We start from the raw sequence: 25,668 nt of genomic DNA on the forward strand, positions 1-25,668 counted from the left end.
TCGATCGGTGAGGTTGTCAACGGATCCCCAATCCGCGGGCAATCACGCCCCGCAACACCTCGTTGGTTCCCCCACGCAGGGTAAAGCCGGGGCGCTGGTCCACCGCGGCGGTTATCAGCTCCGAGGATGCCGCATCGACGCCGCCATGCCGCTCAGCGAGGTCGGCGACGTCACCCTCGACGGTGGTACCCAGCACCTTGACCACCGCCGCGGCCACGTCAGCGGAGTCGCGGCGCTCCAGGGCGCCGGCGACTGCGGTCGACATCTGGTGCAGGCCGGCGACGCGGGCCACCAGACGCCCGAGGCTCTCGTCTCGCGAGATGCATCGGGTCGCCATGTTGGCGGTGGTCGCTGTGAGCAGAACGAAAGTGGAAAGGAAGCGTTCGGGTCCGCTGCGCTCAAAACTCAACTCAGACGTCACCTGCGCCCAGCCGGCGCCGATGTCACCGAACACCATGGCATCGGGCACGAACGCCTGGTCGAGGATCACCTCGTTGAAGTGGTGTGCTCCGTTCATCGAAATGATCGGACGGACCTGCACCCCCGAACCGCGCAGGTCGACGATGAACTGGCTGAGCCCAGCATGGCGCTGATCTGGATCCGCCGGCGCAGTGCGGGCAAGCACGATGAACGCGTGGGCGCGGTGTGCGCCCGACGTCCAAACCTTCGTGCCCGATAGCGACCAACCGCCCTGCACACGCACGGCGCGGGTACGCACACTGGCCAGATCAGAACCGGAATCGGGCTCGCTCATACCGATGGCGAAGAAGCAGTCGCCGCGCACGATCCGCGGCAAGAATTGCGACTTCTGCAGTTCGGTGCCGTATTTCAGCAGCGAAGGCACGATCTGACGGTCGGCGATCCAGTGCGCGGCGACCGGTGCGCCGGCGGCCAGCAGCTCCTCGGTAACCGCGAACCGTTCCAGAAATGAGCGCCCATGTCCGCCGTACGCGACGGGCACCGTCATACCGATCCAGCCACGCGCCGCCAGGGCGGCAGTGAAAGTCTCGTCCCACCCCGTGAGCCAGGCGTCAACCGACGGGGTGAAGGCGCCCGCGGCGCGTTGGTCGGCGAGAAACTGGCGGACCTCCGCGCGTAGCGCCTGGGTCGATGGGTCGACGGCGGCCGGTGGCACCATCCGGGGCAGCGCCATCAGGTCGTCTTCCACTTGGCGATACGCCGTTCATGTTCGGGGTCGCGGTGTGCCAGCGGCTGCATGGCCGCGGCCATCCCCAGCGTGGTTTCCAGCGACGCCGTCTGCGATTCCCGCAGCAGCCGTTTGGCCATCCGCAGCGCGTGCGCAGGGTTGGCAGCGATGCGCTCGGCCAACGCGTGCGCGTGGGAGAGCAGGTCGTCGTGTGGCACCACCCGGCTGACCATGCCCCACTGCAGGGCGGTCGCAGCATCGATGCGGTCACCGGTGAAGGTCATCTCGGCGGCGCGCTCGTAGCCCACCGCCCGCGGCAGAAACCAGGTGCCCCCGTCGCCCGGGATCAGGCCGAGCTGTACGAAGCTCTCGGCGAAGGACGCCCGCTCAGAAGCCACTCGGATGTCGCACATCATCGCCAGATCGCAACCGGCGCCGATGGCCGGCCCATTGACCGCTGCGATCAGCGGAACCTCGAGTCGGGCCAGTGCCCGCGGAATCCGTTGGATGCCGTCGATGTAGGCGTACCGTTGGGCCCGAGCGTCCAAGCCGAACATGCCGTCTCGGTCGGCCATCTCTTTGACGTTGCCGCCGGCGGAGAAGATTTTGCCGCGCCCGGTGAGGATCACCGCCCGAATATCGGTGTCGGCGTTGGCATTATCGACTGCGGCATCGAACGCGGAGATGAACGCTTTGTCGGTGATCGCGTTGCCGAGGTGCGGCAGGTCGATCGTCCATACCTGCATGGGTCCGCTGGTCGCGATATCGAGAGGCCCGCTCATGCCGGCAGCTGCAGGGACTTGGTCTGCAAGTACTCTTCGAATCCGGCGCGGCCGAGTTCACGTCCGATGCCGGATTTCTTGTAGCCGCCGAACGGTGCCACCGGGTTGTACTTGCCGCCGTTGATGTCGAGCTGGCCGGTCTGCACGCCGCGCGCGAAGGCGATGGCCCGGTCGGTGTCGGCCGCCCACACCGCGCCCGAGAGGCCGTATGGGGTGCCGTTGGCGATGCGCAGGGCGTCGGTCTCGTCGGTAAATGGGATGACCGCCAGGACGGGACCGAAGACCTCTTCTTGGCCGAGTTCGGAATCCGGGTCGACGTCGGCGAACACCGTGGGTGCGACGTAGTAGCCGACCGCGCGGATCGGCTCGGCGCCCCCGGTGAGCAGGCGCGCACCGTCGCGTTGGGCGCGTTCGATGAAACCCCGCACGGTTTCGAACTGGCCCGCCGAAGCCGAGGGTCCGATTCGGGTCGCCGGGTCGAGCGGATCGCCCACGGTGGATTTCGACACGGCGGCCTCGATCAGTTCCAGGGCCTCGCCGTAGCGGGGCTGGGGCACGAGCATTCGTGTCCACGCCATGCAGGTCTGGCCGCCGTTGAGGAAGGCGTTGCCGACTCCGACCTTGACCGCGGTCTCCAGGTCGGCGCCGTCGAGGATGACGTTGGCTGACTTGCCGCCAAGTTCAAGTGCGACCTTCTTCACCGAGCGCCCGGCCAACTCCCCGACGCGGGCTCCGACGCCCGTGGAACCGGTGAACGAGACGAAGTCGATTTCGGGATGGGCGGCGATGCGCTCGCCGATCAGCGCTCCGCGCCCCGAAACCAGGTTCACCACACCGGCGGGCAGACCGGCCTCCTCGAGGGCCTCGACGAACTCGAACACCGACAGCGGTGCTTCATTGCTGGGTTTGAGAACGACCGTGCAACCGGCCGCGATCGCCGGGACCACCTTGGCGACCACCTGATACAGCGGATAGTTCCACGGGGTGATTGCGCCGACCACGCCATAGGGTTCGCGCAGGATCAGCGAGTTCCCCACTCGTTCTTCGAATTCGAAACCATCAAGGACGGCAGCGAAGCCGCGGGCCACCGCCAGCGGGACCTGCGTCTGCACGGTCTGCGCGATGCGCCCCGGCGCACCCATTCCCCGGGTGATCGTCTCGGCGATGCCCGGCAGACGCTTTCCCAGGGCGGCGACCCCCGCCGCGACGCGCTGGCGGCGCTCGGCGACACTGATCAGCGGGTCAAAGGCGCGCCGTGCTGCGGAAACCGCCGCATCGACGTCGGCTTCGGTGCCTGCCGGAACCGTGCCGATGACCTGTTCTGTCGAGGGGTCGATCACCTCGATGAGGTCCCTGCCGGCCGGCGTGATCCACTCGCCGCCGATGAACAATGTCTTCCTGGCGTAGTCATGCATTGGTTGTGGTCTGCTTTCTGTCGTTAGGGCACGATGCTCGCGCGAACGTCGCGCTTGCTCTCGGCCGCGGCGAAGGCGTCGTTGATGTGGTCGAGTGGGTAACAGGCCGCGGCCAGTCGGTGCAACGGCAGCCTGGCCTGATGCTGTTCGAGAAACGTCAGCGCCCGCGACAACACGATGGGGTCGTACAACGAGACGCCGACCATCATCTTGTTGCCGAAGACAAAACGGGACGGGTCGAATTCGAGGGTCTTGCCAATGTTGATGTTTCCGATCTCCACGTAGCGGCCGAACTGGCCGAGCATCTTGAGGCCTTCGTCGATGGCCGAGGGGTGGCCGACCACCTCGACCACGACATCGGCGCCCTGGCCGTCAGTCAGTTGTCGCACGAGCTTGGTCCGGTCTTTGACCGTCGCAACGTCGTTGATGTCGACGACCGTGTCGGCGCCGAAGGCGGTCGCCAGCTCTAGGCGCTCGGCCACACCGTCGATGGCGATCACGTGGGCAGCCCCGCGCGCTTTTGCCACCGCCACTGCATACAGGCCCAGCGCCCCCGCACCCTGCACCACCACCGATTCGCCGAGCTGCAAGTCGACACGCTCCAGACCGTAGATGACCTGTGACAGAGCGCAATTCGCGCCCGCGGCGATGTCATCGGATACCGAATCGGGCACCGTGTAGACCACCGCCCCGGCGGGCAGCAGGAAGTAGTCGGCGTAGCCGCCCACGAAATAGGGTGGCTCGTCGGCGCGGCCGAGCATGGCCATCGTCAGCTTCAGACAGGCGTTGCGCCTGCCCGCCAGGCAGTTTCGGCACGTGTGACACGAGAAGAAGTAGGGAAAGACCACTCGCGTGCCCACCGTCAGCGGCGCGCCATCGGAATCGGTGGTGACCCCAGCGCCGAGCGCTTCGATCGCGCCGACCATTTCATGGCCCAACACGGTGGGTAGTTGACCTCCCAGGCCGCCGGTGGCGAACGTGCCGTGCCAGGCATGGAGGTCAGAGCCGCAGATGTTGGCGCGACTCACTTTGATCAGGATCTGACCAGGCCCCACCTCCGGAAGGCTCACCGTTTCGATGTCGAACGGCTTACGGGGTTCGTCGAATCGCGCGATTCGGCCTTTAAACACAGAGCGGTCCCTTCATTGGCTGGCGAATTCGAGGGTGAAAGCGTCCCGCAGGGCACGTTTGAGAAGTTTGCCGCTGGGGTTTTTCGGCAGTGAATCGACGAAGAAGACCCGTTTGGGCGTCTTGAAGCCCGCGAGGTGCTGGCGGCAGTGCACGAGGACGTCGTCTTCGGTGAGGCTGACGCCGTTTCGGGGTACTACTGCGGCGACCACGGCCTCCACCCAGACCGGATGCGCCAAACCGAATACGGCGGCCTCCTGGATCCCGTTGTGGCGGTAGAGGATTTCTTCGACTTCGCGGCTGGCGACGTTCTCGCCGCCGGTCTTTATCATGTCTTTTTTGCGGTCCACGACGTGCAACAGCCCGTGTTCGTCGTAGTAGCCCAGGTCGCCGGAATGAAACCAGCCGCCGCGGAAGGCCTCCGCCGTTTTAGCAGGGTCGTCCAGATAGCCGACCATCAGATGCGGGCTGCGGTGGGCGATTTCACCCACGATGCCGGGTGCTACGGGGGAGTCATGGTCATCGAGGATGGTGGTTTCGACGTTGACCACTGGGCGTCCGGCCGCGCCGGCGTGGGTGTCCTGCTCGTCGGGTCCCAGCGCCGAGGCCAGCGGCGCCATCTCGGTTTGACCGTAGAAGTTCCACAGCCTCAGATTCGGCAGCCGTCGCCGTATTTCGTGCAGGACCTCGGCGGGCATCGGTGAGGCGCCGTAGTAGCCCTTGCGCAGGCTGGACAGGTCGACGTCGTCGAAGATCGGGCAACGCAGCAGTGAAATCCATACCGTCGGGGGCGCAAAGTAATTCGTCACGCCGTACCGCGCGATGGTGCGCAGGACCAATTCGGGTTCCGGCCGCGACAGGATAATGCTGGTCGCTCCCAGATAGAGGTCGGTGGCCAAGAAGTTGTCCAACTGCGCGCAGTGATAGAGCGGCAGTGAGTGGATTTCGACGTCGTCCGGCGACATCGCCCCGGCCACGATGGTGCTGACGTACTGCCACATCAGGCTGCGACTGGTGTGCATGACGGCCTTGGGCCGTGATTCGGTGCCACTGGTGTACATCAGCCGCACGAGTTGCTCATCGCCGATGGGCGGGTTCGGTGCGGCTGTGGTCGTCGTGAGCCACTGAGCAAAGTCGTGCCAGCCGGCAGGAGGGATGGCCCCGTCGGTCATCAGCGCAACCTTTGTCGTGACCGTCCCGCCCAGGCGCATCGCCTGTTCGGCTATCGCCGTCAGGGCGGATTCGACGATGAATCCCCGGACCCTGCTGTGCCCGAGGATATAGGCGATCTCCTCGGCCGTGAGCATGAAATTGATGGGCACCAGGACTACCCCCGCGCGCGCGGTTGCGAATGCCAAGACCGCGAACTGCCAGCAGTTGTGGGACAGCAGCGCCACGCGATCGCCGGGGGCAAAGCCGTTGTCGCGCAGCGCGGCTGCGGCTTTGTCCACCAGCTGGTCGAACTCGGCGAACGTCAGCACCACATCACCGTCGATGATCGCGGTTTTCTCCGGCTGCCGGCGGGCTGACCGGCGGGGGATGTCGCCGAGCGACTGACTGCGCGCCCGGGCGACGGCGGCGTCAAGTTCCCGTGTCAGTCGGTCGTCGTGGTGCGCCGGTTGCATGCGACGAACACTAGGTCCCGATGTCGTTTCCGTGATCGTGGCCTCCCGCTGAGTAGACAACAGCGGTGCTCGGGGTGACCGCGGGCCTCAGACTCGATGGCATGACCGCCGCTACCGAATCGACGTCGCCCACCGGACCGGCCGCTCCTGACCCCGACGAGCTGCGCACCAACCTGCGTCAGGCTGACCCGGGTGTGCTGCTGGCGGTGCTGGCGCAGCTTACCGGCGACCTGTCGGTGATCGACACCTACGCGCCCAGGATCTCCTATGTTGCCGACCCGCCCGAGCGGGCCGGCGTCACAGACGCCGACACGGCCGATTCGCTGGTGGAGGCCCTCGTCGAGGCGCTGGGACGGCCACGGTGCGCCGATGCGCCAGCACCTGTGGACCGGGACTTCTTCGCTCGGCTGCTACCTGTAGCGCTGGGTTCGCAGGTCGACGACGAGCAGGTCGACCTGTTGCTCGAACAGGGCGGCTTCCAGCGGTCGCAGCCAACCTTGCCACGCACCGTGCCGATCCCCGAGACGACCACTATCGCCATCATCGGTGCTGGTCTGGCCGGGATCAGCATGGCGTTGGCCGCCGCCGCTGAGGGAGTGGCGTTTGAGATCTTTGACCGCTACGACGAGGTCGGCGGCACCTGGCTGACCACCACCTACCCGGGCATCGGTGTCGATACGCCGTCGGCCTATTACTCGCTGTCGTGGGAGGTGAACCCGGACTGGAGCAGCTACTACCCGCAGGGTGGCGAATATCAGAACTATTTGGTGACGCTGGCCGATAAGCACAAGCTGCGCGACCACATTCGGTTCGGCACCGAGATCGAGGCGTTGTGGTGGGACGACGAACGCAACCAATGGCAACTCCATGCGGTCGACGCCCAGGGCCGTCGCACGGTCAGCTATGCCAGCGTCGTGGTCGCCGCGGCGGGCTACCTCAACCGCCCGCGCTGGCCGGACGTCAAGGGGCGAGACACCTTCGCGGGCACCAGCATTCACTCGGCACTGTGGGATTCTTCACTCGATCTCACCGGCAAGAAGGTGGCCGTGATCGGGGCGGGCTGCACCGCCGTACAGATCGTCGATGCGTGCGTTGACCAGGTCGAGCACCTGACGGTGTTCCAGCGGCAACCACACTGGGTGGCGCCGCGTAAGCGGCTGACCGATGAGGTGCCCGCGTTCCGGCGTTACCTAGGACGGCACCTGCCCTACTACGCGAAGTGGCACCGGCTCAAGTCCTATTGGGGCACCGCGGACAACAACTACCCGATCATCCTGCAAGACCCCGACTGGAACAAAGACCACCTGTCGATCTCGCCGGCCAACGACGTCCTTTTGCAGATGTGCTTGCGCTACATCGAGGACACCTTTGGAAAAGACACCGAGCTGGCCAAGAAGGTCACCCCGGACTTCGCCCCCTACGGCAAGCGGATCATCCGCGACCCGGGCGGCTATTACGCGGCGCTGACCCGCGACCACGTCGACGTGGAGGCCAGCGAACCGGCCGAGGTCAACCCCAAAGGCATTGTCACCCAAGACGGCCGGCAGATCGACCTTGACGTCATCATCTACGCGACCGGCTACTACTTGGACTTCTTATCCACAGTGGACATACGTGGACGCGGCGGCAAGAAGCTGGCTGACGAATGGGGTGACAACCCCCGTGCGTACCGTGGTGGCACAGTGCCCGGCTTTCCCAACCTGTTCATCATGTCGGCGCCCAACTACAGCCCGGGACACGGTGCGGGAGCGAACTTCTCGATGGAGGTGCTCGCGCACTACATCATCGAGTGCTTGCAGTTGATGGCGCTGCGCGGCGCCAGCACGATCGAGGTCACCCAGCAGGCGTACGAGGATTACGTTGCCGCGATCGATGAGGCGATGCTCGGCACGGTATGGTGCCACACACCCAATGCCCACACCTACTACCGGTCCGGCTCGGGCCGGGTAGTGGTGGCCACCCCGTACCGACTGGTCGACGTCTGGCATCAGCACCGAGCGCCGATCGAGCAGGACTTTACGCTGCGGTGAACGAGTTGCTCACTGGCAAGACGGCATTGGTAACGGGAAGCAGCCGCGGCATCGGTCGCGCGGTGGCCCAACGGCTGGCGGCCGAGGGCGCCACCGTCGCGGTGACGGCGCGCGCTCACGCGCCCTCACGCTCGCAGCGCGCCGGGTCCGATCGCACGCTACCCGGCACGATCGAGGAGACCATCGCCCTGATCGAAGATGCCGGCGGGTCGGCCTTCGGGGTGGTCGCAGACCTCGAAGACGCCCAGGCGCGCGAGACCCTGGTCGACCAGGTGCTCGACCGCACGGGCCGCATCGACATCTTGGTCAACAACGCCGGCTTCGCTGACTACTCGGTCATCGAGGACATGCCGCTGCAGACCTTCGACCGCACCGTCGAGCACTATCTGCGCACGCCGTTCGTGTTGACCAAGGCCGCGGTTCCGCACATGCGCAAACTGCGCGGCGGGTGGATCGTGAACATCGGCTCGGTCACCGGTGTGGCACCGGTGCGGCCGTACCGCGATTACAACAAGACCTCCGGCGATGTGATTTACGCGGCGTGCAAGGCCGCACTGCACCGGTTCACCCAGGGGGTGGCCGCCGAGCTGCTCGACGCGAACATCGCGGTGAATTGCGTTGGCCCGTCGACCGCTGTGCGCACCCCCGGCGCATCCTCGCTTATCCCAGAGGGCTTTCCGACCGAGCCGGTGGAGTATCTGGCCGAACCCGTGCTGGCAATGTGTCATCTCCCGGCGGCTGAACGCACCGGCCTGGTGGCGTTTAGCTTGCACTACTCGTGGTCACAACGGCTACGGGTGCACAGCCTGGACGGAAAAACCGCACTGCCGCCACTCGAACCGCCGGCGAACGCTAATCCGAACATCCTGCCCGCCGGGATGTGAGATCGACTAGGTGGGCGACGCGGTCAAGACGGGGTGATCGCATCGACAGAAGCTGTGGCACACCCGGTCTCGGATGATGACGTCGGGGCATTCGGGATCAAACCAGCGGTCCACGACCGCCCAGTGGATCGGATGCATCAGGTAGGGCCCCATCAGCGCATCGATGTCGCTGAACTCTTGCTCGAACACGTGGGTCCATCGTGATGCCCCGACCGCATCGTCGACCCGGCTGAGCTGCCATGCCCTGATCGTCGGTATGAAGCGCGGCATCGAGGCCAACTCGTCCTCGAAACGCGCGACGGTGTCGACATCGGTGTCGGGCTGCACGCGCAAAAGCAGGGCCCGGTAGACCGCGCCCGGGCGGCCACCATTGGGCGTTGGAGTACCCCTGTAGGTGACCCCGTTGACATGGGTGATCGCGGGATCGCCCAAAATCGCGGTGAAATCGTCTGCGGCGGTGAACCATTGACTCGGGGAATCGAACCTCAAGTGGACGAGGACGTCACCGCCGTTGCGCGCCCCGGGCAGCGTCGGTTCGACGAGCCGGTGACGGGCGCCGGTCGCCTCAGCGCTCGCGCGCACCAGCGCGAGTATCCGGTCGCGGTGCTCGTCTGCGACGTCGAGGAGGCGGGTGACGTTATACATCGCAGAGCGGATCGACGTCGTCGGCGGCCGCAGCGACCGAGCGGGACCGCTCGGCGATGAGTTCCTCGATCCGGTCCCACCACTGGCCCAGCGTCGGGTCGGGGCGGCCCTTCCAGGTCATCTCCCACCACGCCTGGGCGCTGGGCAGGGCCCAGGTGATGGTGACGGTGTTGGATTGGTCCGTGAACCAGATCGGGGGGCTGACCAGGACATCGCGCAGTGTCATTCCGCGGGAGCGGGCACCGGGCGCGTACTCGGCGAGGTAGGTCTCCACGAACTTCCGTGCGCGGCCCGGCCGCGTCACCACCCTGTCGATCACGAAAATCCGACCGTCGGCCATGGGCGTGACCGTACCGACAGTGTTGCAACCCGGACAGGTTCAGTCCCGGCCATCGGGAGGACCTCATTGCCCCCCATCCGGCTGGGCACCACGGTGGGAGGATGAGCGCTTCCTTCAGCCCCGTGCAGCTCGGTCCGGCCACCTTACGCAACCCGATCATCAAGGCCGCGACCTCCGAAGGCCGATCGCCCCACGGGCTGGTCACCGATGATCTCATCGCGTTTCACCGGGCGTTCGCCGACGGGGGAGTGGGCATGACGACGGTGGCCTACTGCTGTGTCGCGCCCGAGGGCGCCAGCGCCCCGGGTCAGATCGTCATGAGCTCACAAGCGCTGCCCGGCCTGCGCAGACTTACCGATGCCGTACACGGGGCGGGCGCGGCCATCTCGGCCCAGCTGGGCCACGCCGGGGTGGTAGCCCCCAGGGCGCTGACCGGGGTAACCGCCCTGTCGCCGAGCCGCTTCGTCAACCCGACGTCGCTGGCCTACTGCCGGGCGATCACCCGCGACGAGATAGCGACCGTCATCGACCAGTTCGGCGCGGCGACGCAGGTAGCCATCGATGCCGGATTCGACGCCGTTGAACTGCATTTCGGACACCTGTATCTGCCGAGCTCGTTTTTGAGCCCACTCATCAACCGCCGGACGGACGAGTACGGCGGCTCCATCGACAACCGTTCCCGCCTGTCACGGGAGATCGCCGAACGCGTCCGCGAGGTGGCCGCCGGACAGGTAGCGGTCATCGCCAAACTGAATATGGACGACGGACTGCCCGGCGGTATCTGGATCGATGAGGCGTTGCGCACCGCGCAGCTCCTCGACACCGACGGCACACTCGACGCGCTCGAACTGACCCAAGGGTCCTCGGTCTTCAAGCCGATGTACCTGTTCCGGGGCGACGTCCCGGTGCGCGAATTCGCCCGCGTCATGCCGGCCGCACTGCGGCCCGCCATCAGGCTGGCCGGCAAGCGCGTGATGGGCAGCTACCCGTACCGCGACCTCTACATGCTCGAAGCCGCTCGCCAATTCGTGCCGGTGATGCGCAACACCAAACTGATCCTGCTGGGCGGCATCACCCGCCGCGACCACGTCGAGACCGCACGAGAGGAGGGATTTGACTTCGTGGCGATGGGTCGGGCGCTGCTGCGGGAACCCGACCTGGTCAACAAGATGATCGCCGACCCGGCCAGTCGCAGCCGATGCAACCACAACAACAAGTGCATGGTCACCGTTTTCGGTCGCACCCACTGCGTGCTCGATCCCGACCAACGCTACGGGCCACCTACCAAGATCGAGGAGCAGCCCGCCCAGCCTGCAGCACGGTAATCACCCCAGCAGCGCGGCCAACTCGCGGCACGCCTGCCGCCGGGCTTGGTGAGCGATGTCGAGCATCGGCATCGTCATGAACCCATGGATGCCTCCCTCGAAGCCGCACCGCACGGTGACTACCCCTGCGGACTGCAGCGCGTCGGCGTAGGCGATGGCTTCGTCCCGAAGCGGATCATGCCCCGCGGTGACCATCACCGCGGGCGGCAGCCCGTGTAGGTCCGCTCGCAGCGGTGAGGCGTAGGGATGGTCGCGGTCGGCGGGTGTGGGCACATACTGGTCCCAATACCATTGCAGCGCGGCCGTCGGGTTGTAGAAACCGTTGCCGAACAGTCGATATGACTCAGTGTCGAAGCCGGCCGCGAGCATCGGGTAGAGCAGCAATTGCGCGGCAATCGCCGGGCCACCGCGATCGCGCGCCATCAACGCCACGACGGCGGCCAGGTTGCCGCCCGCGCTGTCACCGCCCACCACGACCGCGCGCGAATCTCCGCCGGCGATGTCGGCGGCCCATCGGGTGGCGGCGTACACGTCCTCGGCCGCGGCGGGCCACGGATTTTCTGGAGCCAGCCGGTATCCCACGGAGACCACCACGGCGGGAACGAGGTTGGCCAGACTGCGGCACAGGCCGTCGTGGCTGTCGAGGTCGCAAAACACGAATCCGCCGCCGTGCGCGTATACCAGGATCGGCAGGCCACCGTCGTCGGCATGGCCGCGTGGCCGGTAGATCCGTATCGGGATGTCAGCACCGGCGCCCGAAATGGTGTGATCTCGGACTGCGGCGACCGGCTCGGGCTGGGCGGGCGGTACCAGCCGCTCGCGGATGGCCGCCCTGGCCTGGGCGCCCGTCATGGTGTGCACCGGCGGGAAGCCCGCGTCCAGCCCCTCAATCAGCGCGGCGACCTGGGGGTCGAGGTTCACGCGTACTGCAAGGTGGGCTGCGGCGCCGGCATCGGGCGGTGGGGCAGCAGCGGTCGCGTTGTTTGCAGCGTGGGCGCCACCCGGTGGGCGCCGTCTTCGATGTTGCGCCAGATGTTCACCGCGGTCATGCGGACCGGGGTGGTCAGTCGCTGATCGAACATCATGCGATTCATCGGCGCGCATACCGACACCGCGGCAATCGCCTCACCGGGGTTGCCGATCGGGGCCGCCACGCAGCCAAAGCCCAGCAGCGACTCCTCGCGCTCGAAGGCGACGCCGTGGGCGCGCACCTTGGCTAACTCAGCGGCAAGTTGCGAGCCGGTGCAAATGGAAAACTTGGTCTTGCGGACCTGCAGATCAACGTCGGCCTGCTGGTCGCCATAGGCCAGGATCGCCTTGCCGACCGCGGTACAGTGCGCGGGTTGCCGACCCCCGACCCTGGTGGGGATCGCGTTGATCAGTCGGTCACCGATCTTGTCGAGGTAGACAACGTCCGGCCCGTCCAGCACCGCCAGATGAACGACAAGCCCGGTGGCGCGGTGCAATTCACCCAGCAAGGGCGCGGCCGCGCGCACCAGGCGGTCTTGGTGCACGGCCAGTGAGCCCAACTCCACCAGCCGCATGCCGAGCTCGTAGTCGCGGCCGTTGCGGCGTAGCCAGCGCAGCTGAACCAATCGCTCGAGCATCCGGTGCGCCGACGAACGCGGCAGGCCCGTGCGACGCACGATCTGGGCCAGCGTTAGTCGTCCCGGCCCTTCGAAGGCGTCCAGCACCAAGGAGACGCGGTCGATGACGGCGGTGGGAGTTGCTGGTTCCAGGGGCGCTGACATCGGTCCTCCAAAGCTCCATTGCATCTGGCTGCGATATCTCTATTAGAGATACCCCAGTTTGTACCATAGGCTTGTGCTCGCTGTCACATGGCATGCGAAAAGCGCCACCGGCCACAGCTGTGGCGGCCGGGGTGTAGCGATCAGTGCAGTCGGCTAGCCCTTGGCGGCGGATCGGCCGGCGCGGCGGCCGTAGAAGCTGCCGTCGCCGAGGGAGATGCCGCTGGCGTAGCCCCAGGCGGCGAGTCCGGCTGTGCAGCGGCCGGCGGCGAAGAGGCCGGGTATGGGTTCGCCGTTGACGTGGAGTACCTCGGCGTCCAGCGTGGTGGCCAGGCCGCCGAGGGTGAAACCGCCGGTGTTCTCCCGCAGGTCGATGGCGCCGACCGGGGAACCGATGGGCTTGCACCACTCCGGCTTCTTGTGCAGCAGCGGGTCCTCACCGCGGGCGGCGCCCGCGTTGTAGGCGGCGACGGTGGCCTGCAGGCAGCCGGGTGCCAGGCCGATGTCGCGTTCGAGGTCGGCGATGGTGTCGGCCACCCAGGTCGCCTCTCGCAGCATGAATTTGGGTGACCAGGACGCTTTGGCTTCTTGTTGGGCGTCGTCGTCGATGATCAGGTAGGCGGTGTTGTCCTGCTGGTAGAGGGTGAGTTGGCCGATGCGGCCCGGGTAGGTGTCCTCGGGGACGTAGCGCTGGCCGCGGCCGTTGACCAGGATGCCGCGCACCAGTTGTTGGGGGTCGATGAAGATGGCGACCTCGGTGGCGTCCATGTGCGCCAGATCGGCGCCCAACGCCTGGGCCATCCGGATGGCCTGGCCGTCGTGCTGTTCGATGGAGGCGGCCGGGCGGCCCGCGATGCGCGGGGCGTAGCGGGCGATCATGGTGTCGTTGTAGGCGAAGCTGCCGGTCGCGAGCACCACGCCCCTGCGGGCCCGGACCGCAGTGTCGGTGCCGTACTGGCGCGCCCGGATCCCGACCACGCGGCCGTCGGCTTCGACGATGAGGCGTTGCACCCGCACGTCGTAGCGCGCGCGGGCGCCGGCGGCGGTGGCGGTCTCGACGAGCGGCTTCATCAGCATGTAGCCCGCGCTGGCCTCGCCCTGCTTCTTGTTCTGCATTTGTGGGACGTGCCCGCGGGGGGCGGGGGAGGCGATGGTGTTGAAGGGGTAGGCGTTTTCCCCGCCGCTGTACATCAGGCCCTGGTCGCCCATCGGTTCCCAGCCGGGTTCGGCGAAGAATTCGGCCTTGAACGGCACGCCGCAGCCGACCAGCCATTCGTAGTGGGCGACGCTGCCGGCGCAGTAGTCGGCGATGCGGTTCGCGTCTGCGCCGGGTCCCATCGCGACGTTGAGGAACGCCGCCATGTTGTCCACGGAATCCTCGAAGCCGCAGGCCTTTTGCAGGGGGGTGCCGCCGCCGAGGTAGATGAACCCGCCGGCCATCGCCGCCGCGCCGCCCCAGGACCCGGTGCGTTCCAGTACCAGCACGTCGGCGCCGGAGCGTGCCGCCTCTACCGCCGCGGCGGCGCCGGCCACGCCGTAGCCGGCGATGACCACGTCGGCCTCGTCATCCCAGGAGGTGATCGAGGAGGCCGGGATCGGCGTGATATCGGTGTCCGGCGTCATAGCCGCATGGCCGCGGGCATGTCGCCGATCCACTGGTGGCCCCAGTAGCTGTCGGCGGTGATTTCCTCTGCGGTGTAATAGCTTTCGTCGACGCGCATGCCGTCGGTGCCGAATTCGATGTCCCAGTCGCCGGGCGCGCGGACGTAGAACGACACCATCTTGTCGTTGGTGTGCCGGCCCAGGGTGGAGGACAGCTGGAAGCCTTCGGCGTTCACGCGGTCCAAGGCCTGGCCGACGGCGTCGAGGCTGTCGACCTCGACCATGATGTGCACCAGGCGCGGGTCGCGCTGGTGTGCGGCCGGCACGATCGCCAGGCTGTGGTGGCGTTCGTTGATGCCCAGGAACCGAACCCGCACCGGGCCGAACTCTTTCGGTAACGGCACCCGGAACGCGCCGCGGGACCGGAAACCCAGCACCTCGGTGTAGAAGTCGAACAGCGCGCCGGGGTCGGTGGCGGGTATGACGACGTGGCCCAGGCCCTGGTCGCCGGTGACGAATCTCGCGCCGAACGGGGTGACGACCGGGCTGTGGTCGAGCACCGCACCGTGGAACACCTCGAGCGTGGTGCCGGCCGGGTCCTCGAAGGTGATCACCTCTTCCACGCGGCGGGCCTCGGCCTCGTCGGTGGACAGCTGCTTGAACGCGGTTCCCGCGGCGTCCAGGGTGGCCTTGACCCGCTGCAGCGCCGGGCTGTCACGCACCTCCCAGCCGACCGTGAGCACCCGGTCGGTCTCGCCGGGCACCACGATCAGCCGGGCGGCGCGCTCGTCCATCCGCAGGTACAGCGCCGACGGGTCGGGGCCCTTCCCCTCGGCGAAACCCAATACCCCGAAGGCGAATTGCCGCCAGCGGTCGACGTCGTTCGTCGAAATCGTGATGTAGCCCAGGCTCTTCAAGTCGGTCAACGTGATGCGCCTCCTCTGGCTGTCTCGGCCCTGTTAAATCATCGCCCGGAGTGGACCCTGCGGGTCGACGCCCAGCGAACTCAGCGCCGACGCGTGATAGATGGTGCCGGGGACATGGATCGCGTGCATCTGCCCCACATGGACGTCGCGCCAATACCGTTGCAGCGGCTTGTCCATCCGCGATGCGTTGCCGCCCGAGCGGGCGAAGATCTCGTCGACCGCCGCCACCGCGCGCCACACCGCGCGCACCTGGGTGCGCCGCCCCGCCGCGCGGTCGGCGAACGACACCTCCTTGCCCGCGGCCACCATGTCGTAGATGCGGTCGGCGTTGGCCAGCAGCTCCTGGCGGGCAGCGTTGATGTCGGCGGCCGCCTCGCCGACCGCGAACATCACGTACGGGTCGTCCTTGATCGCGGTTCCGGTCGCGCCGACCCGCTCACGCTGATAGTCCAGGTGCGCGGCCAGCGCCCCCTCGGCGATGCCGATGGTCGCCGCGGAGATCCCCAGCGGGAACATCGTCGACCACGGCATCAGATACAGCGGCTCGGTCATGCCGGCCTCACGCTGCGCGGTCCCGTCCATCACCTTCGTCGCATCCATCGTCCGGTAAGACGGGACGAACGCATCGGAGACGATCACGTCCTTCGACCCGGTCCCGCGCAGCCCCACCACGTTCCACGAGTCCTCGACAATCTCGTAATCCTGGCGCGGCAGGATCATGTGCAGCATCTGCGGCGGCATCAACGGCTTTCCCTCGCCGTCACCCAACATCGCGCCCAGAATGATCCAGTCGCAGTGGTCGGTGCCCGAACTGAACTGCCAGCGGCCGTTGAACAGATAGCCACCGTCGACCGGCCTGGCCACCCCCTGCGGGGCGTACGGCGAGGCCATCCACGTGTCGACGTCGTCGGCCCATACCTCGGCGGCGACCCTCGGGTCCGCGTAGGCCAACTGGTAGGGGTGCACACCCACCACACCGACGATCCAGCCCGCCGCCGGATCCAGCGCCGCCGTCGCCATCACGGTCTCGGCGAACTCGCGCGGGTGGACCTCAAGGCCGCCGTGGCTCTTGGGCTGCAGCAGCCGGATCAACCCGGCCGACTTCATCAGCTTGACCGTGTCATCGGTGAGCCGGCCGATCCGCTCGGCCTCGACGGCCTGCTCGCGCAACTGGTCGGCCATCGCCACGACCCGGTCGATTACCCGCTCGCTCATATCGTTGTCCTTTACGTCTGGGGGCGTAGTAATGATCTATCGACGTCTGCACCGCATCGGACGCCGTTCCCGGTGAGCGGACGCCGACATCAGAACGTGAGGTGCCTTACGCGCCTAACCGAGGTTGCGAGCGGTCCGACACCACCGGACAGTCTTCTGGCATCGTCCGGTAGCCGGGAGGCGCGGCAACTAGAACCTGTCGATAGGCCTAGCCTCAGTGTCTATGGACAAGGCGCAGCGACCAGCCTCTGGATGCAGCCGCGGCCAGCAGGCACCGATGCCGGAAAAACAAATCCTGCCGTTGGCCGCCCAGATAGCCCAATTGCCCTGTGCCATCACACGGAATGTGTCCCGTGACTTGATCGATGGGAACGGGCACATGAACGTGTTGCACTATCTGGATTTCGGATCGGCGGCCGCAGATGCGGTGGTGCGTGAAATCGGGATCGACGACGCCTACCGGGCTGATCGACAGCTCGGCCTCTTCACCGTCGAGCACCACCTGCGCTACTACAGCGAGCTGATCGAAGATGACACGGCCGATCTCTACGCCCGCGTCCTCGACCGCTCACCCAAGGTGGTGCACATGATCTCATTCGCCGTGGATCGGCACCGGAAACGTTTATCGGCAACACTCGAGATGGTCCTTGTCCACGTCGATCTGACCCGCCGACTGCCCGTGGCGATGCCGGTCGACATCGCCGCTGCTTTCGACAAGCATGTCAGGTACTCGTCGACCCTGGAGTGGTCCGCGCCCGTCTGCGGCGCGATGGGCGTGCGACGCCAACCATGAAACGGCCAGCGGCCCGGTGATTACCGCGGTCAAACGGATTGCCGGCGTCCAAACCTCAGTAACCGCCACATATACCGCGGCAGTCGCGGAGTGGGGACGCGGGCCGGCCAGTGGTCGGCGCGGAAGTAGGCATCAGACCCGCCGTCGACGAAAAGCACACTGCCGCAGAGAAAGGCGGCGGCATCCGACAACATGAACACCATCCAGTCCGCGAGGTGCGTGGGGTCACCGAACCTACCGACCGGGACCGGGAACGCGCGGATGGCCTTGGCTTCACGCGGTGTGGCCAGCTGTCGGTCGAGCAGCGGGGTCATCACCGCGCCCGGGGCGATCGCATTGAGCCGGATACCGGCACCCGCCCACGCCGACGTGACCGCGGTGCGCCGCACCCAACGCGCCACCGCGATCTTCGATGCCCCGTAGGCCATAGAGGGGGCGGCCGATCGGAACACTCGTAGTGCACGCTGGGCCTTCTCGAGATCGCGGCCTAGTAACGCCCGCACGGCACGCCGGGGCACCAACGGCATTGTCGTCGTCGAATTGCTGCTCACTACAACAACCTTGGCGCTGCCAGCCGCCGCCAACGCCGGGTGCCATGCCTCTAGAAGCTCGACCACACCAAAGAAGTTCACCGCCAGGATCCGGCTGGCACTACCGGCACCCGGGGTGGGGCCTACACCAGCGGCCAGCACTGCACCGTCGAGCCGACCCTCGCTGGCAGCGGACACGGCAGCGGCGGCCGCTCTGCGTCCGTCGGGAGTGGACAGATCGGCGAGGACGTCGGCGTCTTTGATGTCGACGCCGATCACGCGGTGACCCGCGCCCCGCAGTTTGCGGACGACGGCTTGGCCCATGCCCGATGCCGATCCGGTGACGGCGTAGACACCCATCTGCGTTGCCCGTTAGGCCTTGGCCATGAGGCCCGCGTCAACGACGAGCTCGGTGCCGGTGATGTAGCGGGCATGCTCGGAGGCCAGGAACACCACGGCATTGGCCACGTCGCCGGGTTCCACCCACGGCACCGGGAGCAGGTGGCGAGCTGTGAGCACCTCGGCGGCGTCGGCCGCCGTCGGGCTAGCCAGGTCAGGACGAAGACGTTTAAACGTCGCCTCATTGAGCATTGTCGAGGTCCCGACGGCTCCCGGATGAACAGTATTGACACGAATGCCGCGGGGGCCGAGCTCGTTGGCGAGCGTGCGCGCCAGCCCAACCACGGCATGCTTGCTCGCGGTGTAAGGAGCGGTGTTGGCCGTACCGCGAAGAGCGTTGGTAGAGCCGATGATCACGATCGACCCGCCGTCCTTGCCAAGGTGCGCGACGGCGGCTTTGACGGTATGCCAGACGCCGGTCACGTTGACGTCGAGGGCTTGTTGCCAACTCTGGGCAGTGATCTCCCACGTCGGAGCGTGGGTGGTATGGATTCCGGCGTTGGCGACGATGATGTCAAGGCATCCCAGGTCGTCGACGGCGGCATCCACCGCGCCGGTCAGTCCGCCAAGGTCGCTGACATCGGCCAGACCGGTCACCGCGCGTCGGCCGCGCTGCGCCACCGCGGCGGCGGTCTGTTCGAGGTCTTCTGCTGCCGCCGGCACGTCCACCGCGATGACGTCGGCGCCTTCGTCGGCGAGTCGCTCGCAGACGGCGCGTCCGGTGCCGCGCCCAGCGCCGGTCACCAGCGCCACACGACCAGGCAGGCTCGACATCATGGCGCCTTGGTCAGCGAAAACCCCTTGTACCCAGCCTCGGCGACTTCGTTGCAGATGTCGAGGTAGGTCCCAAACCCGCCGAGAAACAGCATGAACACCCGCGGCTTGCCGGGCACGTTGGCGCCCATGTACCAGGAGTTGGCCTTGGTGAACAGGGTGGCCTCGGCTCGGCGCGCGCATTCGGCGACCCAGTTGTCCACCGCATCGGCAGTCGCCTCGATCGCCGTGTAGCCGTGATCGTCGAGATATCTGATCGAGTCGGCGATCCAATTCACATTCGCCTCGGCGTGCAGCACCATGTTGGCCAGCACCGCCGGCGCCCCGGGGCCGCACACGACGAACATGTTGGGAAAGCCGTCAATGCTCAGACCCAGATAGCTTCGCGGCCCATTGCTCCAGTCATCGCGCAGCCGTTTGCCGCCGCGGCCGACGATGTCGATTTTGGCCAATGCCCCCGTCATCGCGTCGAATCCGGTAGCCAACACGATCATGTCGAGGTCGTAATGGGCGTTGCTGGTGTTGATGCCGGTCGCATCGACAGATTCGATCGGCGTGTTTCGTACACTGACCAGCGTCACGTTGGGACGGTTGAACGTCTGAAAGTAATTGCTGTCGGTGCAGATTCGCTTGGTCCCGATCGGGTGATCCGTGGGGATCAGCAGTTCGGCCAGCGCAGGGTCATCAATGATGGCCCGCACCTTCTCCTCGTAGAACTTGCGGGCCTCCTCGTTGGCGTCCGGGTCGATCATCTGATCGGAGAAGGTCTTGGAGAACAGCACCCCGCCGAGATCCCAGCGCTCTTCGAACGCCGCTCTTCGCTCTTCGGGGCTGGCTTGCATCGTCAGTTTCGGATGGGCGATGTGTGGTGAGCCGCCGCCGCTGCGCCAAGATAAGCGCCTGCGTTCGGCGTAATTGGCCTTGACTCGGGCCCGGTCTTCGTCGGTGAGAGGCCGATTGCCCGCGGGGACACTGTAATTCGGGGTGCGCTGAAAGACGTAGAGTTGCGAGGCTTGTTCGGCGATGATCGGAATCGACTGAATGCCCGAAGATCCCGTCCCGATGACCGCGACCCGCTTACCCGTGAAGTCGACCGTCTCGTGTGGCCATGCCGCGGTGTGGTAGATCTCACCGGCGAAACTGTCCAGGCCGGCAAAAGGTGGGGTCATCGCCGCGGACAATGGGCCCGTCGCCATCACACAAAACCGCGCGCTCACCCGTTGCCCGGTATCCGTGGTCACCGTCCACCGCAGCCGCTGCTCGTCGAGAACGGCCGACGTGACACGGGTGTCGAAGGCAATGTCGCGACGCAGATCCAACCTGTCGGCCACCCAGTTGATGTAGCGCAGGATCTCCTCTTGGGTGGCGTACTTTTCCGACCAGTCCCACTCCTGTTGCAGGTCATCGGAGAACGAATAGCAGTAGTCGACGCTCTCGACGTCGCAGCGGGCGCCGGGATACCGGTTGAAATACCACGTGCCACCCACGTCGGGACCGGCCTCGAACACCTTGACCCTCAGCCCGTCGGCGCGCAGCTTGTACAGGGCGTAAAGCCCGGCAAAGCCGGCACCCACGACCACCACGTCGATGCCCTGGTCCAACCCGTCATTCGTGCTACTGGTCACGAACAGCGACGGTAGAGCCGCAGTGCCCGGAATCGCAGGAGATGTCCCGGTCACTGGACGCCGGGATAGCGACCTCCCGTCCATCGGAATCCGACCACGACATCGCGCACCGATCTGGCAAGGATCAGCCGCATGGCAGATGTCGAAGAACAAGGCGCCGCGATGTGCACCGACGTCGAGGTGGCCACCGTAGACGTCGAGTTGGACGGTGCTCTACATCGACTGCAATGGCGACGCGACCAGACCCTGGTCGACATGTTGCTTGACGCCGGGATCGATGTGCCGCACTCGTGCCGAGAAGGACATTGCGGCTCCTGCGTGGCGACCCTGATTTCTGGCGAGGTCGATATGGCCGGTGGAGATGTGCTGGGGCCCGAGGACCGCGCCGATGGCTTGATCCTCGGCTGTCAAGCCCGGCCGGTGACCGACAACATCCACATCGAGTTCTAGCCGCATGAACGGCGCTGCGGAACTCGAACCCGGGCGTGCCGACATGACGCGGGTTGCGACGTGAGCGGCAGGGTCACCGGGAAGGTGGCTCTGATCACGGGCGCGGCGCGGGGAATCGGGCGTGCGCAGGCGGTGCGGTTAGCCCAGGAGGGAGCCGATATCGTAGCCCTTGACGTGTGCGCCCCGGTCGACACGGTGGTGGTCCCGCACAGCACACTCGACGACCTCGAGCACACCGCCGCCCAAGTGCGCGACACTGGCGCCAAAATACATACCGAGATCGTCGACGTGCGCGACCTCGACGGCGTCCAGGCGGCCACCGATCGCGGTGTGCGACGGCTGGGAAGATTGGACGTGGTGTGTGCGACCGCTGGGATCACCTCACGTGCACTGGCGCTCGACCTCACCGAAACGGCCTGGCGCACCATGTTGGATATCAACCTCACCGGCGTGTGGCACACGTGTCGGGCCGCGGCGCCGCACCTGATTGCGCAAGGTGGAGGCGCGATCGTCCTGACCAATTCGATCGCAGGACTTCGCGGATTGGTGGGCGTCGCCCATTACACCGCGGCTAAGCACGGCGTGGTCGGCCTAATGCAAAGCCTGGCCAAAGAACTTGCACCGCACAACGTCCGAGTCAATTGCGTCCATCCGACCAATGTCGACACTCCGCTGATCCAAAACGACGCAGTGCGCGGCGCGTTTCGTCCCGACCTCGAACGGACGCCGACGCGTGCCGAGTTCGCCGAAGCGGCCCTTCGCATGAACATGCTCGCGGTGCCGTGGGTACAACCGGTGGATGTCGCCAACGCCGCTTTGTTTCTCGCTTCCGACGAGGCGCGCTATATCACCGCGGTCACACTCCCCGTCGACGCCGGTGCGACTCAACGATAGGGAGGGTGCGACATGAAAGACTGTCCGCTGGCTTTCTTTTCCCTTGTCGCGTTGGACAATCCGGAGCTGCTAAATCTGCCGGGAGTGGCCGGGGCGTGGACCTTCTCGCTGGACCGTCATCAGGATGACGGTCTCGGTCTGCGGCGAGTTGGCGCCACTGCTGCCCGGGGAGCATTGCGTGTTCGCGTGCTCTACCTTGACGGTGAATCGATCGCTACCGCGAGGCGCGTGCGTGACTGCGTCGCGGCAGCCGAAACCCGGCTGCCGGCCTCAACATTGGGGCAGACCGTGATCAGTACGCCGCTGTGTACGATCATCCCTTGGCAGGACTGGTGACGTGGCGTTCCCGTCGCCGCTTCATGAATGCTGCCGTGAGAGGAACGCCAGCACGGTGCTTTCGAAGGCTTGCTTCGCTTCGATCATCGCCCAGTGCCCGGACTTGGGAAATACGTGAAGTTCGGCGTCTTGGATGGTGCGCATCGGGATCAGCGCCATGTCGGGTGGGCTCACACGGTCGTCGCGACCCCATGTAAGCAGCGTGGGGACGGTCAACTTGTGCAGGACTGCCCACGGCATCGGCTTTTCGGAGGCGGCCATCGCGGCGTTCATCGCGGCAAACGCCGCTTTGCCGTACATGCGGCGCGCCGCGGCCAGGGTGTCCGGATCGGTCGCCAATTGCCAGCGTTCCTCGACCAGTTCGTCAGTTATCAGGGACTGGTCGTACACCATCGATTTGAGCCAGTCGACCAGCCGCTGCCGAGTCGGGTCTTCGACGAACTCCTGCAACAGCCGGATGCCCTCACTCGGGCTGGGGCTGAAGATGTTGATGCCAATTCCGCCGATCGTGACCAGCCGGTCGACACGATCGGGGTTGTGGATAGCGAAGTTAATGCCCACACCCCCGCCCATCGAGTTGCCGACGATGTGCGCCTTTTCGACGCCAAGCGCATCCAGGAACGGCGATACGGTGCCGAATGCCATGAGCATTGGGTGGCCGCCGAAGTCATCGCTGACGCCGAAACCGGGAAATTCCAGGATGATGCACCGGAAGTGCTCGGCGAAGGTGGGCAGTATGCCGCGGAAGTTGCGCCATCCGGTGACTCCGGGACCCGAGCCATGCAGGAAGAGCAGCGGCGCCACCGACGTGGCTTTCGGACCTGTGTCGTAATAGCGCAAAACCCCTTCCGGTAGGCGGATTTCGCGTACGTCCTGCTCGCCTAGGAAGACCCGTTCGGAAGTGTCTGTCACGGTGTCAGCGTGCCACGGCGTTGCGGGTGGCACGCCGCGTTGTTCCGCTGACCGGGTGGTGTTATGACTGGCGCTCGGATAGTACCGTCACGGCGGACCGCGGGTCATACGACGCGGTCGGCGACACCTGTTGCTGCACAGCCAACTTGCTGTCCACCAGGTGTGTTACACCGTGTGCTGCTCGCGTTTGATTTCGAGTGCGATGTCGATGAGTTGGTCTTCTTGGCCGCCGATGAGTTTGCGTTGGCCGGCGCGGTGTAGGAGTTGGTGGGCGGGCACGCCGTAGCGTTCGGATTGGCGGATGGCGTGTTTGAGGAAGCTGGAGTAGACCCCGGAGTAGCCCATGATCAGGGCGTTGCGGTCCAGCAGGCACTCGGCGGGCATGGCCGGGGCGACGACTTCTTCGGCGGCGTCGGCGATGTCGAAGAAGTCGATGCCGGTTTTGACGCCGATCTTGTCGAACACCCCGATGAGCGCCTCTACGGGGGCGTTGCCCGCCCCGGCGCCGAACCGGCGGCACGAGCCGTCGATCTGCTTGGCGCCCGCGCGGACGGCCTCGACGCTGTTGGCCACCCCGAGGCCGAGGTTCTCATGCCCATGAAAACCGACCTGGGCGTCCTCGCCGAGCTCGGCGACCAGCGCGGCCACCCGGTCGCGCACCCCTTCGAGCACCAGCGCCCCGGCCGAGTCGACCACGTAGACGCATTGGCAGCCCGCATCGGCCATGATGCGGGCCTGTTGCGCGAGTTTCTCCGGGGAAATGGTGTGGCTCATCATCAAGAACCCGACGGTTTCTAGGCCCAGTTCGCGGGCCAGGCCGAAGTGCTGAATCGACACGTCGGCCTCGGTGCAATGGGTGGCGATCCGGCAGATCGACCCGCCGTTGTTCTGGGCCTCCTTGATGTCCTCCTTGGTGCCCACCCCGGGCAGCATCAAAAACGCGATCTTGGCCTCTTTGGCGGTCTGGGCGGCCAGCTTGATCAGCTCCTGCTCCGGGGTCTTGGAGAACCCGTAGTTGAAGCTCGACCCGCCCAGCCCGTCGCCGTGGGTGACCTCGATGACCGGCACCCCGGCGGTGTCCAGGGCGGCCACGATCGCCCCCACCTCGTCTTTGGTGAACTGGTGGCGCTTGTGGTGCGAGCCGTCGCGCAGCGACGTGTCGGTCAGCCGGACATCCCAGATCGGGTTGAAGAAAATCTCCTGCGTGCTCATGCCTGCGCTCCTCCCGCCGTCCCTCCAGCGGCCGCCGCCAAGGATTCCTTGGCGATCTCCTCGCCGACCTTGGTCGCCGCGGCGGTCATGATGTCCAGGTTGCCCGCATAGGGGGGCAGGTAATCGCCGGCGCCCTCGACCTCGACGAACGTGGTCACCACCGCCTGCCCGCCCGAGTTGAGCGAGGGCTCGTCGAACTGCGGCTCGTTGAGCAGCCGATAGCCCGGCACATAGGTCTGCACCTCGGCCACCACATCGTGAATCGACTTGGCGATCGCGTCGCGGTCGGCGTCCTCGGGAATCGCGCAGAAGATGGTGTCACGCATGATCATCGGCGGATCAGCCGGATTCAAGATGATGATCGCCTTGCCACGCGCGGCGCCGCCGATGGTTTCCACGCCCCGGCTGGTGGTCTTGGTGAACTCATCGATGTTGGCCCGCGTCCCCGGACCCGCCGACACCGACGCCACCGACGCCACGATCTCGGCATACGGCACCTCGACGACCCGGCTAACCGCATAGACGATCGGAATGGTCGCCTGCCCCCCGCAGGTGATCATGTTGACATTCGGCGCGTCCAAGTGCTGACGCAGGTTCGCCGGCGGGATCACCGCCGGGCCCACCGCCGCCGGGGTCAAATCGATCGCCCGAATACCCGCCGCCTCGTACCTCGGTGCGGCATCGCGGTGCACGTAGGCACTCGTCGCCTCGAACACCAGATCGGGCTTCTCCGACTGAGCCAACAACCAGTCCACCCCCTCGTGGGTGGTCTGCAACCCCAACTTGCGCGCCCGGGCCAGCCCCTCACTGTCGGGGTCGATGCCCACCATCCACCGCGGCTCCAACCAGTCCGACCGCAACAACTTATACAACAGGTCAGTACTGATGTTTCCCGACCCGACAATGGCCACACTCGCCTTAGCCGGCATGA

Annotated in this window: 25 protein-coding genes; 7 read left to right on the top strand and 18 right to left on the bottom strand. The window is 66.2% G+C overall.

Going from position 1 to position 25,668, the window contains the following annotated elements; genetic code table 11:
* Nucleotides 1-16: 16 nt before the first annotated feature.
* From C1737_RS19360 to C1737_RS19380, 5 genes are read right to left on the bottom strand one after another with little or no spacing between them, the layout of a single operon-like run.
* Nucleotides 17-1,153: an acyl-CoA dehydrogenase family protein gene (locus C1737_RS19360; RefSeq protein WP_067928437.1), complete on the bottom strand. Its 1,137-nt coding sequence runs from the start codon at nt 1,151-1,153 to the stop codon at nt 17-19.
* Nucleotides 1,153-1,929, bottom strand: coding sequence for a crotonase/enoyl-CoA hydratase family protein (locus C1737_RS19365; protein WP_102419219.1), 777 nt, complete (start codon nt 1,927-1,929; stop codon nt 1,153-1,155). The genes C1737_RS19360 and C1737_RS19365 overlap by 1 nt, the downstream gene beginning before the upstream one ends.
* Complete coding sequence (locus C1737_RS19370) at nt 1,926-3,344, bottom strand: aldehyde dehydrogenase family protein (RefSeq protein ID WP_102419220.1); 1,419 nt, start codon at nt 3,342-3,344, stop codon at nt 1,926-1,928. Before C1737_RS19370 ends, C1737_RS19365 begins: the two co-directional genes overlap by 4 nt.
* 23 nt (nt 3,345-3,367) lie before the next feature.
* Entirely contained in the window at nt 3,368-4,474 is a 1,107-nt protein-coding gene (locus C1737_RS19375) for a zinc-binding dehydrogenase (protein WP_067928392.1), read from the bottom strand.
* A 12-nt stretch (nt 4,475-4,486) separates the two neighbouring features.
* Nucleotides 4,487-6,097 (bottom strand): acyl-CoA synthetase, encoded by a 1,611-nt coding sequence (locus C1737_RS19380; RefSeq protein ID WP_068094663.1) that lies wholly within the window; start codon nt 6,095-6,097, stop codon nt 4,487-4,489.
* A 101-nt stretch (nt 6,098-6,198) separates the two neighbouring features.
* On the opposite strand from C1737_RS19380, the gene C1737_RS19385 reads away from it, so the two are divergent.
* Both C1737_RS19385 and C1737_RS19390 read left to right on the top strand, forming a co-directional pair.
* On the top strand, nt 6,199-8,127 hold the full coding sequence (locus C1737_RS19385; protein ID WP_067928438.1) for an NAD(P)/FAD-dependent oxidoreductase: 1,929 nt from the start codon (nt 6,199-6,201) through the stop codon (nt 8,125-8,127).
* Entirely contained in the window at nt 8,124-9,011 is an 888-nt protein-coding gene (locus C1737_RS19390; RefSeq protein WP_102419221.1) for an SDR family NAD(P)-dependent oxidoreductase, read from the top strand. Before C1737_RS19385 ends, C1737_RS19390 begins: the two co-directional genes overlap by 4 nt.
* A 6-nt stretch (nt 9,012-9,017) precedes the next feature.
* Here C1737_RS19390 and C1737_RS19395 read toward each other — a convergent pair whose 3' ends face one another.
* Nucleotides 9,018-9,656, bottom strand: coding sequence for a Dabb family protein (locus tag C1737_RS19395; RefSeq protein ID WP_067928402.1), 639 nt, complete (start codon nt 9,654-9,656; stop codon nt 9,018-9,020).
* Nucleotides 9,649-9,996 (bottom strand): hypothetical protein, encoded by a 348-nt coding sequence (locus tag C1737_RS19400; RefSeq protein ID WP_067928405.1) that lies wholly within the window; start codon nt 9,994-9,996, stop codon nt 9,649-9,651. Before C1737_RS19400 ends, C1737_RS19395 begins: the two co-directional genes overlap by 8 nt.
* A gap of 101 nt (nt 9,997-10,097) precedes the next feature.
* Here C1737_RS19400 and C1737_RS19405 point away from each other — a divergent pair, with 101 nt between their 5' ends.
* Nucleotides 10,098-11,321, top strand: coding sequence for an NADH:flavin oxidoreductase (locus C1737_RS19405; RefSeq protein ID WP_067928408.1), 1,224 nt, complete (start codon nt 10,098-10,100; stop codon nt 11,319-11,321).
* On the opposite strand, the gene C1737_RS19410 is transcribed toward C1737_RS19405, so the two are convergent.
* The 5 genes from C1737_RS19410 to C1737_RS19430 form a co-directional block, all read right to left on the bottom strand.
* Complete coding sequence (locus C1737_RS19410) at nt 11,322-12,242, bottom strand: alpha/beta hydrolase (protein ID WP_068094669.1); 921 nt, start codon at nt 12,240-12,242, stop codon at nt 11,322-11,324.
* Nucleotides 12,239-13,072, bottom strand: coding sequence for an IclR family transcriptional regulator (locus C1737_RS19415; RefSeq protein WP_067928412.1), 834 nt, complete (start codon nt 13,070-13,072; stop codon nt 12,239-12,241). The genes C1737_RS19410 and C1737_RS19415 overlap by 4 nt, the downstream gene beginning before the upstream one ends.
* 153 nt (nt 13,073-13,225) lie before the next feature.
* Nucleotides 13,226-14,692: an FAD-dependent oxidoreductase gene (locus C1737_RS19420; RefSeq protein WP_102419222.1), complete on the bottom strand. Its 1,467-nt coding sequence runs from the start codon at nt 14,690-14,692 to the stop codon at nt 13,226-13,228.
* Complete coding sequence (gene bphC, locus C1737_RS19425) at nt 14,689-15,597, bottom strand: biphenyl-2,3-diol 1,2-dioxygenase (protein WP_102419223.1); 909 nt, start codon at nt 15,595-15,597, stop codon at nt 14,689-14,691. The genes C1737_RS19420 and bphC overlap by 4 nt, the downstream gene beginning before the upstream one ends.
* A 33-nt stretch (nt 15,598-15,630) precedes the next feature.
* The gene (locus C1737_RS19430; RefSeq protein WP_067928419.1) at nt 15,631-16,812 is read right to left on the bottom strand and encodes an acyl-CoA dehydrogenase family protein; all 1,182 of its coding nucleotides are present in this window, start codon (nt 16,810-16,812) and stop codon (nt 15,631-15,633) included.
* A 223-nt stretch (nt 16,813-17,035) separates the two neighbouring features.
* Between C1737_RS19430 and C1737_RS19435 the strand changes: the two genes are divergently transcribed.
* Nucleotides 17,036-17,605, top strand: coding sequence for a thioesterase family protein (locus C1737_RS19435; RefSeq protein WP_231980296.1), 570 nt, complete (start codon nt 17,036-17,038; stop codon nt 17,603-17,605).
* 29 nt (nt 17,606-17,634) lie between these two features.
* Here C1737_RS19435 and C1737_RS19440 read toward each other — a convergent pair whose 3' ends face one another.
* Genes C1737_RS19440 through C1737_RS19450 form a run of 3 tightly spaced genes read right to left on the bottom strand, consistent with a single transcriptional unit; the run spans nt 17,635 to nt 20,933 of the window.
* Nucleotides 17,635-18,495, bottom strand: a complete 861-nt coding sequence (locus tag C1737_RS19440) for an SDR family oxidoreductase (RefSeq protein WP_068094678.1) — start codon at nt 18,493-18,495, stop codon at nt 17,635-17,637.
* 12 nt (nt 18,496-18,507) lie between these two features.
* Nucleotides 18,508-19,308, bottom strand: coding sequence for a mycofactocin-coupled SDR family oxidoreductase (locus C1737_RS19445; RefSeq protein WP_082972853.1), 801 nt, complete (start codon nt 19,306-19,308; stop codon nt 18,508-18,510).
* Nucleotides 19,308-20,933 carry an NAD(P)/FAD-dependent oxidoreductase gene (locus C1737_RS19450; protein WP_067928427.1) on the bottom strand — a complete coding sequence of 542 codons (1,626 nt, stop codon included), beginning with the start codon at nt 20,931-20,933 and terminating at the stop codon, nt 19,308-19,310. The genes C1737_RS19445 and C1737_RS19450 overlap by 1 nt, the downstream gene beginning before the upstream one ends.
* Before the next feature lie 132 nt (nt 20,934-21,065).
* On the opposite strand from C1737_RS19450, the gene C1737_RS19455 reads away from it, so the two are divergent.
* Genes C1737_RS19455 through C1737_RS19465 form a run of 3 tightly spaced genes read left to right on the top strand, consistent with a single transcriptional unit; the run spans nt 21,066 to nt 22,613 of the window.
* Nucleotides 21,066-21,383, top strand: coding sequence for a 2Fe-2S iron-sulfur cluster binding domain-containing protein (locus C1737_RS19455; RefSeq protein WP_082972854.1), 318 nt, complete (start codon nt 21,066-21,068; stop codon nt 21,381-21,383).
* Nucleotides 21,384-21,443: 60 nt separating this feature from the next.
* Nucleotides 21,444-22,277 (top strand): mycofactocin-coupled SDR family oxidoreductase, encoded by an 834-nt coding sequence (locus tag C1737_RS19460; protein WP_067928430.1) that lies wholly within the window; start codon nt 21,444-21,446, stop codon nt 22,275-22,277.
* Between the two features lie 12 nt (nt 22,278-22,289).
* Nucleotides 22,290-22,613, top strand: coding sequence for a hypothetical protein (locus C1737_RS19465; protein ID WP_068094681.1), 324 nt, complete (start codon nt 22,290-22,292; stop codon nt 22,611-22,613).
* Between the two features lie 21 nt (nt 22,614-22,634).
* On the opposite strand, the gene C1737_RS19470 is transcribed toward C1737_RS19465, so the two are convergent.
* The 3 genes from C1737_RS19470 to C1737_RS19480 all read right to left on the bottom strand — a co-directional run bounded on the left by C1737_RS19470 (nt 22,635) and on the right by C1737_RS19480 (nt 25,666).
* Complete coding sequence (locus tag C1737_RS19470; RefSeq protein ID WP_068094683.1) at nt 22,635-23,525, bottom strand: alpha/beta fold hydrolase; 891 nt, start codon at nt 23,523-23,525, stop codon at nt 22,635-22,637.
* Nucleotides 23,526-23,690: 165 nt separating this feature from the next.
* The gene (gene dmpG, locus C1737_RS19475; protein WP_102419226.1) at nt 23,691-24,737 is read right to left on the bottom strand and encodes a 4-hydroxy-2-oxovalerate aldolase; all 1,047 of its coding nucleotides are present in this window, start codon (nt 24,735-24,737) and stop codon (nt 23,691-23,693) included.
* Nucleotides 24,734-25,666 (bottom strand): acetaldehyde dehydrogenase (acetylating), encoded by a 933-nt coding sequence (locus C1737_RS19480; RefSeq protein WP_102419227.1) that lies wholly within the window; start codon nt 25,664-25,666, stop codon nt 24,734-24,736. The genes dmpG and C1737_RS19480 overlap by 4 nt, the downstream gene beginning before the upstream one ends.
* Between the last annotated feature and the right edge of the window lie 2 nt (nt 25,667-25,668).

The sequence above is a fragment of the Mycobacterium sp. 4858 genome, from assembly GCF_900240975.1.
Classification (GTDB): Bacteria; Actinomycetota; Actinomycetes; order Mycobacteriales; family Mycobacteriaceae; genus Mycobacterium.

Excerpts from the sequence above, each read along its gene's own strand:
- C1737_RS19435 (WP_231980296.1), top strand. The coding sequence starts at position 17,036 with ATGGACAAGGCGCAGCGACCAGCCTCTGGATGCAGCCGCGGCCAGCAG.
- C1737_RS19455 (WP_082972854.1), top strand. The coding sequence starts at position 21,066 with ATGGCAGATGTCGAAGAACAAGGCGCCGCGATGTGCACCGACGTCGAG.
- C1737_RS19385 (WP_067928438.1), top strand. The coding sequence starts at position 6,199 with ATGACCGCCGCTACCGAATCGACGTCGCCCACCGGACCGGCCGCTCCT.
- C1737_RS19430 (WP_067928419.1), bottom strand. The coding sequence starts at position 16,812 with ATGAGCGAGCGGGTAATCGACCGGGTCGTGGCGATGGCCGACCAGTTG.
- C1737_RS19405 (WP_067928408.1), top strand. The coding sequence starts at position 10,098 with ATGAGCGCTTCCTTCAGCCCCGTGCAGCTCGGTCCGGCCACCTTACGC.
- C1737_RS19370 (WP_102419220.1), bottom strand. The coding sequence starts at position 3,344 with ATGCATGACTACGCCAGGAAGACATTGTTCATCGGCGGCGAGTGGATC.
- C1737_RS19440 (WP_068094678.1), bottom strand. The coding sequence starts at position 18,495 with ATGGGTGTCTACGCCGTCACCGGATCGGCATCGGGCATGGGCCAAGCC.
- C1737_RS19445 (WP_082972853.1), bottom strand. The coding sequence starts at position 19,308 with ATGTCGAGCCTGCCTGGTCGTGTGGCGCTGGTGACCGGCGCTGGGCGC.
- C1737_RS19360 (WP_067928437.1), bottom strand. The coding sequence starts at position 1,153 with ATGGCGCTGCCCCGGATGGTGCCACCGGCCGCCGTCGACCCATCGACC.
- C1737_RS19380 (WP_068094663.1), bottom strand. The coding sequence starts at position 6,097 with ATGCAACCGGCGCACCACGACGACCGACTGACACGGGAACTTGACGCC.
- C1737_RS19465 (WP_068094681.1), top strand. The coding sequence starts at position 22,290 with ATGAAAGACTGTCCGCTGGCTTTCTTTTCCCTTGTCGCGTTGGACAAT.
- C1737_RS19400 (WP_067928405.1), bottom strand. The coding sequence starts at position 9,996 with ATGGCCGACGGTCGGATTTTCGTGATCGACAGGGTGGTGACGCGGCCG.
- C1737_RS19395 (WP_067928402.1), bottom strand. The coding sequence starts at position 9,656 with ATGTATAACGTCACCCGCCTCCTCGACGTCGCAGACGAGCACCGCGAC.
- dmpG (WP_102419226.1), bottom strand. The coding sequence starts at position 24,737 with ATGAGCACGCAGGAGATTTTCTTCAACCCGATCTGGGATGTCCGGCTG.
- C1737_RS19480 (WP_102419227.1), bottom strand. The coding sequence starts at position 25,666 with ATGCCGGCTAAGGCGAGTGTGGCCATTGTCGGGTCGGGAAACATCAGT.
- C1737_RS19420 (WP_102419222.1), bottom strand. The coding sequence starts at position 14,692 with ATGACGCCGGACACCGATATCACGCCGATCCCGGCCTCCTCGATCACC.
- C1737_RS19365 (WP_102419219.1), bottom strand. The coding sequence starts at position 1,929 with ATGAGCGGGCCTCTCGATATCGCGACCAGCGGACCCATGCAGGTATGG.
- C1737_RS19415 (WP_067928412.1), bottom strand. The coding sequence starts at position 13,072 with ATGTCAGCGCCCCTGGAACCAGCAACTCCCACCGCCGTCATCGACCGC.